Below are 15,727 nucleotides of genomic sequence, written 5' to 3'. Positions count from 1 at the left end.
ATGAACTATAAGCAAAAGCTGCTGTTGCCAGCATGTGCCGCCTTTTTGTTGTATGGATGCAATTCAGAGGATAACTCAACGAATGCAGACAAAACCGTGGAAGATTCAAAACCGGTACAGGGAACCCAAACGGAAGTGGACCCACAAGCACAGGCGGAAGTTAAGGATACTGCGGGTAAAACTTTAGGTACTGTCAATTTTTCCGCGGAAGAGAATTCCGTCTTGATCGAAGCGGCACTGGAAGGGTTAGAACCCGGTTATCATGGGTTTCATATTCATGAAAATGCAGCATGTGAAGCGGATGCAAAGGAAGGGCCTTTTACTACAGCCGGGGGGCACTTCAATCCAACAGATGAAAAGCATTCCAATCATGCTGGGGATATGCTTCCTCTTTTTGCTAAAGAAGATGGAACGGCCAAATATACAGCCACGTTGGATAACATGACAGTGGAACAACTGAAGCAAGAAGAGCTTTCGGTCATCGTTCATGCAAATCCGGACAACTTTGCCAATATTCCTGACCATTATGAAGCGGATGGAGAAAAGGGCCCGAATGAGGACACGTTAAAAACAGGTGATGCCGGTGACAGGCAAGCATGCGGGATTGTAGTAAGCACAGATAAGTAAGGGCATGAGCGATTCTTCTATGGAGGAATCGCTTTTTACATACTATTTGTAGCTTAGCTTGGCCTAAATCAACCACGAACGGCGATAATTCGACCGCAATCCGAATTATTTCAACCATACCAAGCAATATTTCAACCACGCAACATATTAATTCAACCATAGACAAAAAAGCTGAAAAAAAAGGATTTTTCTATCGTGATATAGAAGTAAGAGAAAAGCATGAAAAAAAACCGAATCAGGACAAGGAGTCGATTGATTCGGGTTTCATGGCTTATTCTGCTGTAGCCGTTTCTTTAATAAGTTGTAGTCGTTCTGCGACTTCTTCTTCAGACAAGTTATGCTCTACTACATAGCGATTACGTGGGTGCACCCGACATTCGTGGGAACAGCTGCGTAAGTGTTTGTGCTCGTTTTCTTCACTGCAAAGGATTTTCTTGTTGCATTCCGGGTTCGCGCAGTTCACATAACGCTCACATGGTTCTCCGGAGAAGATATCCCTGCCGACGATGACATGTTCCTTTTGATTGATCGGAACGGCAATTCTTTGATCGAATACATACATTTGACCATCCCAAAGATCGCCTTGCACTTCAGGGTCTTTTCCGTACGTTGCGATGCCTCCGTGAAGCTGGCTGACATCTTCAAAGCCTTCTTTGACAAGCCATCCGGAGAATTTCTCGCAACGGATTCCGCCTGTGCAATACGTAAGGATTTTTTTACCTTCAAACATCTCTTTATTCTCACGTACCCATTCCGGAAGTTCACGGAAATTCGTGATATCTGGCTTGATTGCGCCGCGGAAGTGACCCAAATCAAATTCATAGTCATTTCTCGCATCAAGTACGACTGTATTTTCATCTTGCATTTGCTCGTAAAATTCTTTTGGGCTTAAGTAATTCCCTGTCGTCTGGTTTGGATCGACGTCATCTTCCAATCGAAGCGTAACCAGTTCATTTTTTGGACGGACATGCATTTTTTTGAAGGCATGGCCATCGGCTTCATCGATTTTATAGACCATATCAGCAAAGCGGGGATCGCTTTTCATCATGTCCATGTATTTTTCGGTTTGTTCGATTGTACCGGATACCGTACCGTTGATCCCTTCCTGGGCAACTAAAATCCGGCCTTTCAATTCAAGTTCTTTACATGCCGCAAGATGTTCGGCAGCGAACTCTACGTGATTCTCGATTGGTGTATACAAGTAATACAATAAAACTCTATATGGTTTTGTTTCCATTTTTTAATTACCACCTATGATTTATATTTGCAAGATATAAAGGGTGATCAGTTAAGACACTTTTCTCTTACAGACAATCATTATACCAAGAAAACATAACTTTGATAAGTGAATCATGAAAAATGGAAAGGGGCCTGTTATAAATGCTTCAAGATTTAATGAAATATCCCATCATTCAAGCCCCAATGGCTGGAGGCGCATCCACACCGAAACTGGCCGCAACGGTTTCTGCTGCAGGAGGATTGGGGTTTCTCGCAGCTGGATATAAAACTGCAGAGGAAATGAGAAACGAAATGGAAGAGGTGCGCCGATTGACTGGGCGGCCTTTTGGCGTGAATGTGTTCGTGCCAAGTAAAGAGGTTGTGGATGAATCCAGACTCACCGCCTACCGGGAAAAAATACAAAAAGAGGCGGAAAGTGTAGGGGCTTCAATAGGGGAACCCATGAGCGACGATGATGACTGGGTCAATAAAATAGCCGTGTTAAAAGAACTCCGGGTCGCCGTTGTGAGTTTCACATTTGGGTGTCCAGAATCCGGTATCATCAAGGAACTCCAACATGCCGGTACGCTTGTTACGGTATCGGTGACGAACCCTACAGAGGCACAAATTGCAGTTACGGCGGGAGCGGATATCCTTTGTGTACAAGGGATTGAGGCAGGCGGCCATCGTGCCAGTTTTGATAACGAGTCAGAAAGTGACCAAGCGCTTTTGGAATTGATCAAGATCGTAAAAAAAGAAACGAACGTGCCGATAATTGCCGCAGGCGGATTGATGGATGGAAAAGACATTGCCGGTGTTCTTGCAGCAGGGGCAGTAGCGGCACAGTTGGGAACCGCTTTTCTATGTTGCCCGGAAAGTGGCGCAAGCCCAGCTCATAAGGCAGCGCTCCATAATCCACGGTTTACCGAAACGGCGATCACCCGGGCATTTAGCGGCCGCCGTGCTCGGGGGTTGGTGAATTGCTTCTTAATGGAATATGACAGGGTCGCCCCGGCAGCCTATCCTTATGTTCATCACATGACGAAACAGATGCGAAAGGTGGCGGGACAAAAAGGCGAACCTGAATTGATGGCTCTATGGGCAGGAGAAGGATACAAACGGAGTCGAACGCTTCCCGCCTCGGTATTGATGGGAGAGTTGGTTGAAGAAATGAATATAGAATCTAGGAGAGTATGTCATGAAAATTAGACCCTTGAATCCAGGCGAGGCACCACCGATGGAGTTACTGTTGCTTGCTGATCCTTCAAAAGAATTGGTTGAGACCTATTTGGAGAGGGGCACGTGTTTTGTCGCTGAATCGGATGGGCTGATAACCGGCGTGTATGTCTTGAAGGAATTGTCCGATGACACGATAGAAATCGTCAACGTTGCTGTAGCGGAACAATACCAAGGTGAAGGCCAGGGGAAAAGACTGGTCAATCATGCGGTTCATCATGCGAAGTCACTGGGGTATCACTCCATCGAAATCGGCACGGGTAATTCAGGGATGGGGCAGCTGGCCCTTTATCAAAAATGTGGATTTAGAATAACCGAAATCGATCGCGATTTTTTCACGAGGAATTATCCAGAGCCCATTTATGAAAATGGGATACAGTGCAGGGACATGATTCGTTTATCTCAAACCATCGGGAGCACCTAATGCCGTTAGGGAAATCAATCCAATGTAGGCATCCCATCTTACTGGATAGAGCATAGGAGGAAAAATCATGCTTTTCGGCGATTCCATTTATCTATTGTTTGCGTTGCTCATGCCACTTTTTTTCGCTATTGTCGTATTCATATTCATTCGTTCTATTAAAAAGCAGAATGAATCTTTACAGCAAAAGGAGAAGGAAAGTACAGCTCATAAACAATCATCCGAAAATTAATCCATGGTCAAGAGAGTGTCCAAATGAATGGGCACTCTCTTGATTCATTTCCCCAAAAACCCTTCCAACTTCTGCTTCACATTCGGCCACTCTTCTTTGAGGATGCTGAACACCATGGTGTTTCTGACTCTCCCATCTTTCAGTACTTTTTCTTTTCGTAACATCCCCTCTTCAACAGCTCCAAGCCTAGCAATGGCCGCACGTGAAGCTCTGTTCAGCTCATCTGTCCTGAATTCTACACGATTCATGTGCCACGTTTCAAAGGCATGCTGTAAAAGTAAATATTTGCATTCGGTGTTGACGGCTGTCCTCCACTTTGAAGGGTGATACCAGGTCGAGCCGATTTCCACTGTTTGATTATCGAATCGTATATCCCTTAGGCTTGTGCTGCCGATAACCGATTGAGTCGAAGAATCGATTACCGCAAAGGGATGGTGCTGATTCTTTTCCCTTGATAAGATGCCTTGCTGTACAAATTCCACAGCGTCTTGATGAGACAAAATCTTCGTCGCACTCCACACCCAGATTTCTTTGGGGAGGGAGGCTGTGTAAATCGGTTCGATATGATTTTCCATCAGGGGTACCAGTGAAACGTATTTCCCGGTTAATTCAAACGGCTTCATGTTCATTCCTCCAATCAAGTAATATCCTGATTATAAAAAAAATCTGGTACTATAATAAGAACCAGAACTGTTATAATTTATGGAACCAGTAAAGGGGTGGGCGCCATGTACGAAATCACTTTTCAACTCGAAAAAACAAAGGATCGACCATTATATGTTCAACTGTATCACTATTTGAAAAGGGAAATTCAGAATGGGCAAATAAAGGCTGGAATGAAGTTACCCTCAAAACGAAAGCTAGCCGTTCATTTAGGTATTGGCTTGAATACGGTGGATTCAGCTTATCAGCAGCTAATCGCGGAAGGGTATGTGGAGAGCCGGGTGAGAAAAGGATATTTCGCAGCGGAAATCGATCGGATTTCTTCCATTATGGAGCAAGTAACCACGACTAGTAATCCAGAGACCATTTTGCCAATTGTAACCAACATGATAGATTTTCATTATGGCCATGTGGATATCGACTCCTTCCCACATACCGTGTGGAAAAAGTGCATGAATAATACGCTGTACCTTCAGGAAAGGGACATGTTCATCAGCGGGGACCCTCAAGGGGAGCATGGTCTTAGGAACGAAATTGCGGACTACCTTTTTCAGTCAAGAGGGGTGCGGTGTGTCCCTAATCAAATCATCATCGGAGCGGGTACACAGTATTTCATTCATCTTTTGCGGCTTCTTCTTGGCAAGGAGAGAGTATTTGGGTTGGAAGACCCCGGGTTTCATCGGGTGAGAGAAGTATTGAAAGTGGAGGGAGCTGAGATGAGGTTCATTCCTTGTGATGAAAGCGGGTTGTGTGTGGAATCATTAAAGGAAAGCCAAGCTGATATCGCCTATGTTACCCCTTCTCACCAATTCCCGTTAGGAATGATCATGCCCATATCACGAAGGGTGGAATTATTGAAATGGGCAGGTAGAAAGAATGGCTATATTATTGAAGATGACTATGATGGAGAATTCCGACATACAGGCAAACCTATACCGTCTCTGCAAGGTCTGGATACAGGTGGAAGGGTAATCTATTTAGGCACGTTTTCTAAATCATTGATTCCCACGATTAGAGCGGGATATATGGTACTACCTCCTGAGTTAGCCGATCTTTACCAAAGAAAATTACAAGGATACAAACAGACCATTTCCAAAATGATCCAAGAAACGGTCTGTCTTTTTATAAAAGATGGCCATTGGGAACGGCATCTGAATAGAATGAGAATCTTGTATCGAAAAAAGAATCAAGTGTTGCTTGCTGAACTAGAAGAAACCTTCCATGATCAAATAACGGTAATAGGAGAGAAGTCCGGACTACATATTCTAGTGCAAGTCCATAGTGATAAATCCGAAGCCGAGCTTATTCAAACCGCTGAAAGAAAGGGAGTGAAGGTGTACCCCACTTCAGTTTATCATTCAAAGAAAGACAACCATCCAACCATTTTGATGGGATATGGCGGTTTATCTGAATCAGATATCAAAGAAGGGATTCGCCTGTTAAAAAAGGCGTGGCTCTAGCTTTTGAATCGCTTATATAAAAGGGATTTAAAAGAATGATGGCAATTAATCTCTAATATTATTTAGAATTTTAAGCAGTGTTTGGAAAAATAAGTCCTGCTCCTCTTCGGAAATGCCATCTAAGGCTTTTCCTTCGATCTTATCCGCAATCTTCATGCATTTCATATGTACTTCTTTTCCTCTGGGCGTGAGTTCAATTCGCTTTTCCTCTTCATCCTTCCCAGGGACTTGTTTGATCATATGGTTCTCTTCCATGCTATTCACGGAACGGGTAATGATCACGCTATCAACGTCTAGATAATTGGATATGTCATTGATGGTAGAATAACCACAGTTCTTTAAATAATTCAAGATTGTCCATTGGTTATGATAAATATTCAGGCTTGTGATCTGTTCGTTCATATTTTTTACGATAGTTCTGGATAATTGTAAATGTTGATGGAATAGCTGATTTTGTTTGTTTTTCATATAATTCTCCTTCATAATGAGCGGCCACTTCATTATAATTTATAAATTGAAAAAGTCTAAGATAAAGAAAGATTCATATGATTCATTTTACTCATAACCGATTTTATCTTCAAGACATGTAAGGGGTATCATTTGTCGTACTTTGTGAGTAGTTGAACATAAACAAGTGCCAAAAAGAGAATGACCCTTTGTATTATACGACAAACATACAGAAATTTTAAGTAGCGTCTTGAAAATCATGGGGAACTATCTTTTTCCAATTTGCCCCTTACAAAAATATCAACTAAAAAAACCAGCATGGAAGCTGGTTTTTTGTCGTTAAATTCTTTCGCTTGCGGAGCGGTGTTTGGTTTCTTCTTTATTTCGTTCTTCTTCTTTTTCGTATTTAATGTCTTCTAGTGGCAAATCGTCGATGGGCATGACAAGCTGATCACGTTCTAGTTGTTTCTCTTGATTTTCTTTGAAAGCCTTGGATTTATCATTACGTTCCTGCAGAGTTTTATCTTTTTTTAAGTTATCCATAATCGATCCCTCCATCTCTTTCCTTATCTTTTCCCTTGAAATGAGAAAATAAAACGTATAACCGAAATATATGGGAGATTCTTTCATAAATATAGGAGAAATAGGAAAGGGCAAGGGGGTGTAGTAATTGAATTTCGCTATGTTTTTTCGCTGGTTTTGGAAGGCGGCTATCCTTTTAGGGATTATATTCTTGATTCCTTACTCGTGGGCGCTGATTTTTGCTCTAGTAACCGCCATCATATTGGATGGATTAGTGAACTTTATAAGCAAAATGTTAAACGTACATCGCCTCTGGGGCGTGTTGGTTTCCTTCATTATCTATGTAGGTGGCTTTATCGGCTTGATTTATTTCTCGCTTTCCGTTCTAATCAAACGGATTATCGTCCATTCTGAAAAGCTACCGATTTTAATTCGAGAAATTTATCTCACGGCAATTTTGCCGGTCATCAGGCAATGGGAGCAATATTCCCAAACGTTGCCGCCTAATCTCATTCAGTCAATCGAACTTACGATGGAAAAAGGGGTCATGGCTCTTGAGGGGTTTACGAAGGACTTTGTCCAGGACATGGTTCAGCTTGTTACGCTCGTACCCGCCTTTTTTATAGATTTCTTAATCTATTTAATTGCTTTATTCTTAATCAGTCTTGAGCTTCCGATGTTGAAGAGAAAGCTAGTTTCTTTTTTAAGGGAGTCAACCTACCAAAAAATCACCATGGTTTATCAAGATCTTAGTATGGCGGCTGTCGGGTTCTTTAGGGCGCAGATTGTATTGAGTTTATTCACGTTCTTGATGGCCTATGCGGGACTATGGATCCTAGATGTGAAATACACCTTGATCTTGGCTCTTTTAATCGTCATCGTCGATATTCTCCCGATATTGGGAACAGGGTCAGTGCTCGTTCCTTGGGCTGTCATTGTATGGACGCAAGGAAATCATCACCTTGGCATTGGTCTAATCATCTTGTTCCTGGTCATAACCGTTGTCAGGAGGACCATTGAGCCAAAAATCTATTCAGCAAATATGGGTTTAACCCCGCTAGCGTCGCTTGTCAGTCTTTATTTAGGATTTAAAGTGCTGGGGGTAATCGGACTTTTCCTAGGGCCGGCTATTCTCATCGTTTATAATACATTGAAGAGGGCTGGTGTCATCAAGCTTCATCATTTTAAAATATGAGCCATTGTTAGAAATTCTTAATGGAGTTTACTGAATTGGACATATCTTTAACCGTTTTACCTTTTCCTTTACAATGATTGCAGTTCCGTGAAAAGAACTGTAGATAGCGAGTTTTGCCTTTCCCTTTGCATTGCTGGCAAATGGTTATAACTTTCATCAGTCTTCACTCCTTAATTATGATGATGTTTCTTTAACAGTATGAAACAAGAAAGGTAGAACTATACCTCAATCACTATAAATAGAGGGGGATTTCTTACTATAATATGAAAGTTTTTTGTCTCATGTACCATAATGAAAGTGAAATCATGGAAGATGCCATGATGTAGGGTAGAAAAAACCCCGTCCTAATAAACTAGGGCGGGGTTTTCCATTAAGAAACGATTTCAGTCTGCGACATTAAAGGAAATTCCTTTACTTCGCTAACTGCTTTTGCAGGTTTATAAATCTCGATATAGCTGATATGGTGGTCTTCCATTTCTTTTATTTTAAAATGGTAAGGTCCATAATTCAGAATATCGCCTTGTTTGGCTTCGTAGTTCTCGGTAAGAATCCAGCCACCCATCGTATCGATATCTTCATCGTTGATATCGATGCCAAGTAAATCATTTATTTCACTGACCAATACCTTTGCATCGATAATATAATGATTTTCTTTCACTTTACGAACGTCAGGGACTTCATCTAAGTCGAACTCATCCCGAATATCACCGACAATCTCTTCCAGGATATCTTCAACGGTCACTAATCCCGATGTGCCGCCATATTCATCCATGAGGATTGCCATGTGTACACGTTCTTTTTGCATCTTTAAAAGTAAATCGTGGATGGGGATGCTATCGATGACACGAATGATCGGACGAACATAACGATTGATCGTAGATGTTGCCTGATTTTTCTTGTCTATCATTTCCGTGAAAAGTTCCTTGATATTGACCAGTCCGATGATATGGTCTTTATCACCATCGATAACTGGGTATCGAGTGAAGTTTTCTTCAGCCATGATGGAAAAAAACTGCTGTATGGTATCATCTTTGGAAATCGTGGCGATTTCGGTACGAGGAACCATGATTTCCTTTGCTATGCGATCATCGAATTCAAAAATTTTATTCACATATTTAAACTCAGATTGGTTAATTTCGCCGCTTTTATAGCTTTCTGAAACAATGATGCGAAGCTCTTCTTCCGTATGAGCCAAGTCATGCTCAGAAACTGCTTTTAATCCAAACATTTTTGTTAGCACTCTTGCAGAGCCATTAAGTACCCAGATGAAAGGATACATGACTTTGTTAAATCCAATTAGCGGTTTGGCAATGAATAATGTTACTTGCTCTGCTTTTTGAATGGCCATCGTCTTTGGTGCCAGTTCTCCCACCACCACATGAATGAAGGTGATCAAAGAAAAGGCAATCGCGATTGAAAGGATATGTGAAGCAGATTCAGGGATATTTAATTGAGTGAGAAGCGGGCCCAAAATACTTTCAACTGTCGGTTCTCCCAGCCACCCAAGTCCTAATGCCGTAACTGTAATTCCCAGTTGGCATGTTGACAGGTATTCGTCGAGATTGGATGTGACCTTCTTTGCTGCTAGGGCATTCGGCTTACCTTCTTCAATTAATTGATCGATCTTCGTGCTCCTCACTTTAACAATCGCAAACTCCGAAGCTACAAAAAATGCTGTTAAAGCAATTAAAATGGCAATAAGTACCAAGTTTATTATGTCCAAAAAGTCTCCCTTACATCGCCTATGAGACGAATAAGGAGTCCACCTCCTACATTTTTAAAATATACAAGTATATTTTTTTTGTCGTGCTAAATAGCTAAAACGTACTGGAGTCGTGCATGAAGGCTGCAAGTTTACACTCCGTTTTTAAATGAATAGAGTACTAGTATATGTGTATTAGCGATACGTAGACGGGAAATAGAAGAATTTTGCAAGGAAAATGCAAGCAAGATTATTTAATACCGTGCACTTTTTCGCCAGGCAAAGCAGCGTCCGTCCGTCACAACGAACGTTCTTTAATGTCCCATCCAATCACCTCAGTTTAATTGATTTAAATACTTTCATTATAGAAAGAGTTAGTCATCCAGTCAAATTGCCTAATACTCGCAAAATGGTGGAAATGGCTTGTAAAAGGTTCATTTGTTTCACTATTTGACGGTTTTTGACCAATTCCTTTCCTATAACCATTATATAATGGAATATTCAGAAAACTAAAGGTCTATGCCTATAAAAAATAAAAAAGGCCTTTTATTAATTTTTAGCTTCTCTGTACATAGGATATAGGATTGGGACAAGGTTATCCATTATAAAGGATGTGGGAGTCATGATGATCATCGAAAAGATGGCAGCCATACTGGCCGGAAGTTTGCTTGTGGGTGTAGGAATTAATTTTTTTCTCATTCCTTATCACTTGTTGGATGGTGGCATGATTGGGATTGGTTTAATCATTCATTATTTTCTAGGGCTTCCAACTGGGTTAGGCGTTATTCTGAGCAGTATTCCCCTATATATATATGCTTGGTATTACGAAAAAAAACTATTCCTCAACAGTTTGCATGGCCTACTTTTCTCTTCGTTATGTATCGATATTTTTTCCGAGGCTGTCATCGATTGGAAACTTCCCATCTATATAAGTGCCATAATCGGAGGGGGACTAATCGGGCTGGGAATCGGGCTCATGCTCCGGTATGGAACATCAACAGGCGGGACCGACATGCTTGCACAGATCATTTCCAGGAAAAGCGGGCTTAATGCCGGCATGTTAATATTCTTCATAGATGGATGTGTCCTCATTGTGGGCCTGAGCGTGGTGGACCTGACTGTGTTTTTCTATTCATTTTTGACCATCATCGCGGTGGCGATGCTGACTTCGGTAACCGTGATGCGGACCGCAACTTAATAGAATGTATATATTTCAGTTATCTGGGAAGGATGGTGTATAAAACGACCGTCTTATCGGTTAATTATGAAAAAGAAGGAAGTTTTCGATGAAGAAATTTTATTTGTCAGCCATATTATTGTTTGCGTTAGCAGGATGTCAGGAAACCGAAAAGCCAGAAGATAAAGAAGTGAGCAATGCCATACCTGAAACCATGGAGGCCACTATATCCGTTAAAGGGACATTAGTCTCCGGAAAAGAGGTCATCCTTGAAACCACAGTGAAGGAAGGAAGCCAACTTGTAAATGAAGCTGGTGAGGTTCTTTTTGAAGTGAGGAAATCCGGACAGGATAAACGGGAAATGTTAGATGCAAAGAATACGGGAAGCGGGACATATCAAGTGATGCACACCTTCAAGGAACAAGGGAAGTATCATGTAATTGCCCATGTAACAGCTAAAAATCAACATGTGATGCCGGAAAAAGAAGTGGTCATTACTGATAATGAAAGTGAAAACACCTCGGTACACCCAAGGTCGAATGTCTTGATCGAGTTTCATAACAATCCTGTGACGGCGGGGAACAGTTCCACCTTTGAAGCCAATGTGCATTTGGATGGGAAGCCTTTGACTGATGCAGATGTAAATTTTGAGGTGTGGAAAGAAGGCAGTGAAGAAAGTTCTTTCACCAAGGCGAAAGAAGAGGGAAAAGGGACTTATCTAAATAAAGTGTCCTTTGACGAGGCGGGAACTTATAAGATTCAGGTGCATGTGGAAAAAGAAGAAGTGCATGAACATCAGTTACAAACGATACAGGTTAATTGATGAGAATATCTACCCTTTTTGGCGAGTATTTATCCAGATAGGTTTTAGCCTTACTTTTAATGGGAACGTAAAGGATAACGAATACAGCAGGAAGGGAGGGTAAGCATGAAAAATGAAATAATCAACAAGTACAAAAATCTCGGGGTCCATATTCAAAAAACGAAATCACGTCAGGAGATTTTCACGAATATTTCTCACACTGATTCATCCTTACTCACCTTAGAGTTCGCAACTGCTTTTTCAAACGATGTACAAAAACAGGAAATAAAAGAATATTAATCACAAGGAGACCGGGAAAGACAAGCTGGTCTTTTTTTTTGTTATCTAAAATCATATCCCAATCTGACTGTTCCTTTTTTCAGGAAAATGAATAGAACGGATTTTTCCGCAATAGGATAGAAGGACAACCAAGTCAAAATTAGCGGTAAAGGGAGTCATTACATGATATCAGAGCTTATTATGAAGATACTGAATTGGTTTGCGGAGATGGGATATATCGGTATTTTATTGGGGTTGATGGTGGAAATCATCCCCAGTGAGCTCGTACTTGGATACGGTGGCTATTTGATCGGAATGGGTAAGATGAACTTTTTGGGTGCCGTTATCGCAGGGGTGGTGGGAGGTACGATTGCCCAATTATTCCTTTATTGGGCTGGTTATTATGGAGGACGGACATTCCTTTTAAAGTATGGAAAATATATATTCATTAAAGAAGCTCATATGATAATGGCCGAAGAATGGTTCCAACGGTATGGGGTGGGGGTGGTGTTCACAGCCCGCTTCATTCCTGTCGTACGACATGCCATTTCCATACCAGCTGGAATTGCCCGGATGTCCGCCTGGACATTCACTTTTTATACAGTGGCAGCCGTCATCCCTTGGACGATATTGTTCTTGTCATTGGGTCGGATTTTGGGGGAGAATTGGCAACAAATTAGAGAAATCACTGCACCTTATTTGATTCCTGTAGCAGGTTTTTCATTCGTCTTGATCATGTTGTATATCATTTGGAAGAAAAAGAGCCCGCCGCCAATCGTGACGGTCAAAAAGGTTGGGTCTGATAAAAGAATATAAAAAAATGGCCCCGGTAAGAATACTAGGGCCATTTTTCTTATTCTTAATCTTGTGGAAGGTTCTCCTCAAGTGTCAGCTGTTCTACTTTTTTTGTCACTTCAATAAAACGGATGGCGTGTTCATCCATCTCAATGACTTTGAAACAGAAACCATCTTTTTCCATGATGTCGCCAACTAGTACATCATAATTTTCCGTTAAGATCCAGCCACCGATTGTATCTACATCCTCTTCATCCAGGTGAATGCCAAGTAAGTCATTCACGTCTTTTACTAGAAGTTTGGAATCCAAGATATAGTGTCCATCCTTGATCTTACGAATGGAAGGAACTTCATCGATATCGAATTCATCACGAATTTCCCCGACGATTTCCTCAAGGATATCTTCAACGGTGACGAGACCGGAAGTACCACCATATTCATCCATCAAGATGGCCATGTGAATCCGCTCTTTTTGCATTTTTAGCAGTAATGTGTGAATGGGTATATTCTCCATGACCCGAATGATCGGGCGGGTATATTGTTCAATGGTTTTGGACTGGATATCCCGGTCCTTAATTAGGTCAGAAAAAACTTCTTTCAGATTGACCAAGCCAATCACATGATCCTTATCACCTTCGACAACGGGGTAACGCGTGTATTTTTCCGTTTTGGCAACATCGACGAAACCTTGTACGGTTTCATCTTTGGAAATGGTAAGGATTTCTGTTCTTGGAACCATGATTTCCTTGGCTACCCGGTCATCAAAATCAAATATATTGCTTACATATTTGAATTCGGATTGATTGATTTCCCCGCTTTTATAGCTGTCCGAAAGGATGAAACGTAATTCTTCCTCCGTATGAGCAAGCTCGCTTTCCGAAGCGGATTTGAAGCCGAATAATCCAACGACAAACCGAGAGGAATGATTCAATAACCAGATGAACGGAAACGCGATCTTATGGAAAAGGATCAGAGGTTTGGCGATGGCCAAGGCAACCTCTTCCGCTTTTTGTATGGCAACCGTTTTAGGTGCGAGTTCACCTACGACGACATTCAAGAAGGTCATTAGGGAAAATGCAATGATAAAGGACAAAATACCTGCCACTTTGTTCGGAATATGTAATAGCTCGAATAAAGGTTCTATCAATTTATAGATTGTCGGTTGCCCAAGCCACCCAAGTCCAAGGGCGGTCACGGTAATGCCGAGCTGTGTTGCAGATAGGTATTCATCGAGATCGGATGTCACCTTTTTTGCAGCTAAGGCTTTCCTGTTTCCTTCTTCTATCAATTGGTCGATTCGCGAGCTTCGTACCCTAATGATTGAAAACTCGGAAGCAACAAAAAAGGCGGTTAAAGCGATTAAGATAATGACTAAGGCTAAACTAAATATGTCCAATAGTGAGGGATGTAATTGAACCGTTTACTTTTACCAAACGGGTTAATTATCCCAGTCACCTCCCAAAAACAAAAATGAATAAAATGTATAATGACTGTAAAAAAAGTAGATGGAATGATCTTGAAATGAATGTCTTCGAGCTTTTATTTACCAATCTTTAGATTTATTCATCACGATTATACAAGTCACCTAATTATAGTATAAGGAACTATCAGGGAATCAGTCAAAAATTACACACTACTTCCCCTTGATTTGGTGACTTTTACTTATGATTTTGTTTTTACGCGTATGGAGAATGTAGTTAAGAAGTCTGTTGAATGACAAGTCAAGGTGCCTTGATGCTTCAGGATGATTTCCTTGCAAACGAATAGTCCCAACCCTGTGCCCCTTTTTTTCGTTGTGATGAAGGGTTCAAAGATGCTAGGAAGCACCTCGGAAGGTATCTTTGGACCGTTATTAGAAATATTCAAGGTTAAGAAACCTGATGCGACCGAACCGGAAATGTCTATGGATGGATTTGGCGTTTCCGTAACCACATCCAGGGCATTCAATATGATATTGAGTAACACTTGCCTGAATTCCTCCTTGGAGCCGGCCAACTGGGCTTCGCCCTCAATATTACAGGAGACGGAAGCATTTACTTCCAAGATGCTAGGGTATAGGAATTCAATCACTTCATCTACCAGGGGGGCGATTGGAAATATTTCAATTTGTGTAGTATCCGTTTCCCTCTTTGAAAGGTTAAGAAATTGTGTAATCCGATAATTAAGCTGATCCAATTCCTTTGAAATGATGTCCAGATACTTAATCTCTGGCTGTTCGGCTTGTAATAATTGAATGAAACCCATGATGGAAGTAAGGGGATTCCGGAACTCATGGACAAAACTTGATGTCATCTGGCCTAAAAGGGTCAAACGGTCTTTATGATTTGGATTGATCAGCTGATATTGCTCCGCAACCTGCTTCGTCTTTAAATCGGTATAACTGGATAAAGCGAAATAAATGAGTTTATCGAAGTACGCATTTATTTGGTGGATAACCGCAGATAGTTCTCCTTTGATGGCTTCGTAAGCGAGAAATTGATCAATGATGATCGATCTTCCGGTAGAGGTTATGGAAAAGAACATATCCATATTCAAATGCTGTTTAACCCGGCCGGCTGAAATCTTTTCCCCTAAATCCTTCAGCATATCATCTATGTTAGTATCTGTATTTTTCAGTTGTTTCATCAGTGAATTTAGAATTTTTTCTATTTCTTCTTCAAAATATTCTATATAGCCATCTGATAAATGCTTTAATCGCTCTTTCCATTCGGTAAGGATAGTAGTTTTATGAGAAGATAGGAAGTGAAGAGTCATTTCTCGATTCAATACCATTTTGCCCTCCATGTGTAGGAAAATGAATTTATCTTACTTAATTATGAATGAATTAGAATATAATTCCAAAATGTAATATATGGTTTTAATAATAACAGATTGAAAGCGTTCTTTAAATACTCATTCATGCGGTAAATGATCGGTAAAAGGGGAAAGGCTTTGTTTATATTAGGTAAACA

General features: G+C 41.1%; 17 protein-coding genes. 10 read left to right on the top strand and 7 right to left on the bottom strand.

Going from position 1 to position 15,727, the window contains the following annotated elements; all coding sequences use genetic code 11:
• Complete coding sequence (locus tag ACQKL6_RS12180) at nt 1–627, top strand: superoxide dismutase family protein (protein ID WP_427651178.1); 627 nt, start codon at nt 1–3, stop codon at nt 625–627.
• A gap of 271 nt (nt 628–898) precedes the next feature.
• Here the strand turns inward: ACQKL6_RS12180 and ACQKL6_RS12175 are convergent, their stop codons facing one another.
• Nucleotides 899–1,864, bottom strand: a complete 966-nt coding sequence (locus ACQKL6_RS12175; RefSeq protein ID WP_402867619.1) for a rhodanese-related sulfurtransferase — start codon at nt 1,862–1,864, stop codon at nt 899–901.
• Between the two features lie 143 nt (nt 1,865–2,007).
• Between ACQKL6_RS12175 and ACQKL6_RS12170 the strand changes: the two genes are divergently transcribed.
• The 3 genes from ACQKL6_RS12170 to ACQKL6_RS12160 all read left to right on the top strand — a co-directional run bounded on the left by ACQKL6_RS12170 (nt 2,008) and on the right by ACQKL6_RS12160 (nt 3,734).
• Entirely contained in the window at nt 2,008–3,054 is a 1,047-nt protein-coding gene (locus ACQKL6_RS12170; protein WP_427651177.1) for a nitronate monooxygenase, read from the top strand.
• Nucleotides 3,044–3,505, top strand: a complete 462-nt coding sequence (locus ACQKL6_RS12165) for a GNAT family N-acetyltransferase (RefSeq protein WP_402990279.1) — start codon at nt 3,044–3,046, stop codon at nt 3,503–3,505. Before ACQKL6_RS12170 ends, ACQKL6_RS12165 begins: the two co-directional genes overlap by 11 nt.
• A 67-nt stretch (nt 3,506–3,572) precedes the next feature.
• The gene (locus tag ACQKL6_RS12160; protein WP_402867622.1) at nt 3,573–3,734 is read left to right on the top strand and encodes a hypothetical protein; all 162 of its coding nucleotides are present in this window, start codon (nt 3,573–3,575) and stop codon (nt 3,732–3,734) included.
• 44 nt (nt 3,735–3,778) lie between these two features.
• Here the strand turns inward: ACQKL6_RS12160 and ACQKL6_RS12155 are convergent, their stop codons facing one another.
• Nucleotides 3,779–4,357 (bottom strand): GNAT family N-acetyltransferase, encoded by a 579-nt coding sequence (locus tag ACQKL6_RS12155; RefSeq protein ID WP_402990276.1) that lies wholly within the window; start codon nt 4,355–4,357, stop codon nt 3,779–3,781.
• 105 nt (nt 4,358–4,462) lie between these two features.
• Here ACQKL6_RS12155 and ACQKL6_RS12150 point away from each other — a divergent pair, with 105 nt between their 5' ends.
• Nucleotides 4,463–5,857, top strand: a complete 1,395-nt coding sequence (locus ACQKL6_RS12150) for a PLP-dependent aminotransferase family protein (RefSeq protein ID WP_402955535.1) — start codon at nt 4,463–4,465, stop codon at nt 5,855–5,857.
• A 45-nt stretch (nt 5,858–5,902) separates the two neighbouring features.
• Here ACQKL6_RS12150 and ACQKL6_RS12145 read toward each other — a convergent pair whose 3' ends face one another.
• Together ACQKL6_RS12145 and ACQKL6_RS12140 are read right to left on the bottom strand one after the other, a co-directional pair.
• Nucleotides 5,903–6,325, bottom strand: coding sequence for a MarR family winged helix-turn-helix transcriptional regulator (locus ACQKL6_RS12145; RefSeq protein ID WP_402867625.1), 423 nt, complete (start codon nt 6,323–6,325; stop codon nt 5,903–5,905).
• Nucleotides 6,326–6,643: 318 nt separating this feature from the next.
• Nucleotides 6,644–6,847, bottom strand: coding sequence for a hypothetical protein (locus tag ACQKL6_RS12140; protein ID WP_402867626.1), 204 nt, complete (start codon nt 6,845–6,847; stop codon nt 6,644–6,646).
• Nucleotides 6,848–6,974: 127 nt separating this feature from the next.
• Between ACQKL6_RS12140 and ytvI the strand changes: the two genes are divergently transcribed.
• Nucleotides 6,975–8,021 carry a sporulation integral membrane protein YtvI gene (gene ytvI / locus ACQKL6_RS12135; protein WP_402990271.1) on the top strand — a complete coding sequence of 349 codons (1,047 nt, stop codon included), beginning with the start codon at nt 6,975–6,977 and terminating at the stop codon, nt 8,019–8,021.
• Nucleotides 8,022–8,391: 370 nt separating this feature from the next.
• On the opposite strand, the gene ACQKL6_RS12130 is transcribed toward ytvI, so the two are convergent.
• Nucleotides 8,392–9,744: a hemolysin family protein gene (locus ACQKL6_RS12130; RefSeq protein ID WP_402867628.1), complete on the bottom strand. Its 1,353-nt coding sequence runs from the start codon at nt 9,742–9,744 to the stop codon at nt 8,392–8,394.
• A gap of 601 nt (nt 9,745–10,345) precedes the next feature.
• Between ACQKL6_RS12130 and ACQKL6_RS12125 the strand changes: the two genes are divergently transcribed.
• The 4 genes from ACQKL6_RS12125 to ACQKL6_RS12110 all read left to right on the top strand — a co-directional run bounded on the left by ACQKL6_RS12125 (nt 10,346) and on the right by ACQKL6_RS12110 (nt 12,797).
• A complete protein-coding gene (locus ACQKL6_RS12125) occupies nt 10,346–10,921 on the top strand; it encodes a YitT family protein (protein ID WP_427651176.1) in 576 nt (191 codons plus the stop codon).
• 88 nt (nt 10,922–11,009) lie between these two features.
• Nucleotides 11,010–11,723 carry a FixH family protein gene (locus ACQKL6_RS12120; RefSeq protein WP_427651175.1) on the top strand — a complete coding sequence of 238 codons (714 nt, stop codon included), beginning with the start codon at nt 11,010–11,012 and terminating at the stop codon, nt 11,721–11,723.
• Between the two features lie 105 nt (nt 11,724–11,828).
• The gene (locus ACQKL6_RS12115) at nt 11,829–12,002 is read left to right on the top strand and encodes an Lmo0850 family protein (RefSeq protein ID WP_402867631.1); all 174 of its coding nucleotides are present in this window, start codon (nt 11,829–11,831) and stop codon (nt 12,000–12,002) included.
• A 165-nt stretch (nt 12,003–12,167) separates the two neighbouring features.
• On the top strand, nt 12,168–12,797 hold the full coding sequence (locus tag ACQKL6_RS12110) for a DedA family protein (RefSeq protein ID WP_427651231.1): 630 nt from the start codon (nt 12,168–12,170) through the stop codon (nt 12,795–12,797).
• Between the two features lie 43 nt (nt 12,798–12,840).
• Here the strand turns inward: ACQKL6_RS12110 and ACQKL6_RS12105 are convergent, their stop codons facing one another.
• Nucleotides 12,841–14,172: a hemolysin family protein gene (locus ACQKL6_RS12105; protein WP_402955541.1), complete on the bottom strand. Its 1,332-nt coding sequence runs from the start codon at nt 14,170–14,172 to the stop codon at nt 12,841–12,843.
• Nucleotides 14,173–14,438: 266 nt separating this feature from the next.
• The gene (locus ACQKL6_RS12100; RefSeq protein WP_427651174.1) at nt 14,439–15,548 is read right to left on the bottom strand and encodes a histidine kinase N-terminal domain-containing protein; all 1,110 of its coding nucleotides are present in this window, start codon (nt 15,546–15,548) and stop codon (nt 14,439–14,441) included.
• Nucleotides 15,549–15,727: the final 179 nt, after the last annotated feature.

The sequence above is a fragment of the Peribacillus sp. NPDC097197 genome (assembly GCF_050278025.1).
Classification (GTDB): domain Bacteria; phylum Bacillota; class Bacilli; order Bacillales; family DSM-1321; genus Peribacillus.
The sequence above is the reverse complement of the archived record's forward strand: the minus strand, read 5'-3'. Positions and strand labels throughout refer to the sequence as shown.

Bases quoted from the DNA above. Each gene is read 5' to 3' on its own strand.
- ACQKL6_RS12180 (WP_427651178.1), top strand. From the start codon at position 1: ATGAACTATAAGCAAAAGCTGCTGTTGCCAGCATGTGCCGCCTTTTTG.
- ACQKL6_RS12175 (WP_402867619.1), bottom strand. From the start codon at position 1,864: ATGGAAACAAAACCATATAGAGTTTTATTGTATTACTTGTATACACCA.
- ACQKL6_RS12170 (WP_427651177.1), top strand. From the start codon at position 2,008: ATGCTTCAAGATTTAATGAAATATCCCATCATTCAAGCCCCAATGGCT.
- ACQKL6_RS12165 (WP_402990279.1), top strand. From the start codon at position 3,044: ATGAAAATTAGACCCTTGAATCCAGGCGAGGCACCACCGATGGAGTTA.
- ACQKL6_RS12160 (WP_402867622.1), top strand. From the start codon at position 3,573: ATGCTTTTCGGCGATTCCATTTATCTATTGTTTGCGTTGCTCATGCCA.
- ACQKL6_RS12155 (WP_402990276.1), bottom strand. From the start codon at position 4,357: ATGAAGCCGTTTGAATTAACCGGGAAATACGTTTCACTGGTACCCCTG.
- ACQKL6_RS12150 (WP_402955535.1), top strand. From the start codon at position 4,463: ATGTACGAAATCACTTTTCAACTCGAAAAAACAAAGGATCGACCATTA.
- ACQKL6_RS12145 (WP_402867625.1), bottom strand. From the start codon at position 6,325: ATGAAAAACAAACAAAATCAGCTATTCCATCAACATTTACAATTATCC.
- ACQKL6_RS12140 (WP_402867626.1), bottom strand. From the start codon at position 6,847: ATGGATAACTTAAAAAAAGATAAAACTCTGCAGGAACGTAATGATAAA.
- ACQKL6_RS12125 (WP_427651176.1), top strand. From the start codon at position 10,346: ATGATGATCATCGAAAAGATGGCAGCCATACTGGCCGGAAGTTTGCTT.
- ACQKL6_RS12120 (WP_427651175.1), top strand. From the start codon at position 11,010: ATGAAGAAATTTTATTTGTCAGCCATATTATTGTTTGCGTTAGCAGGA.
- ACQKL6_RS12115 (WP_402867631.1), top strand. From the start codon at position 11,829: ATGAAAAATGAAATAATCAACAAGTACAAAAATCTCGGGGTCCATATT.
- ACQKL6_RS12100 (WP_427651174.1), bottom strand. From the start codon at position 15,548: ATGGTATTGAATCGAGAAATGACTCTTCACTTCCTATCTTCTCATAAA.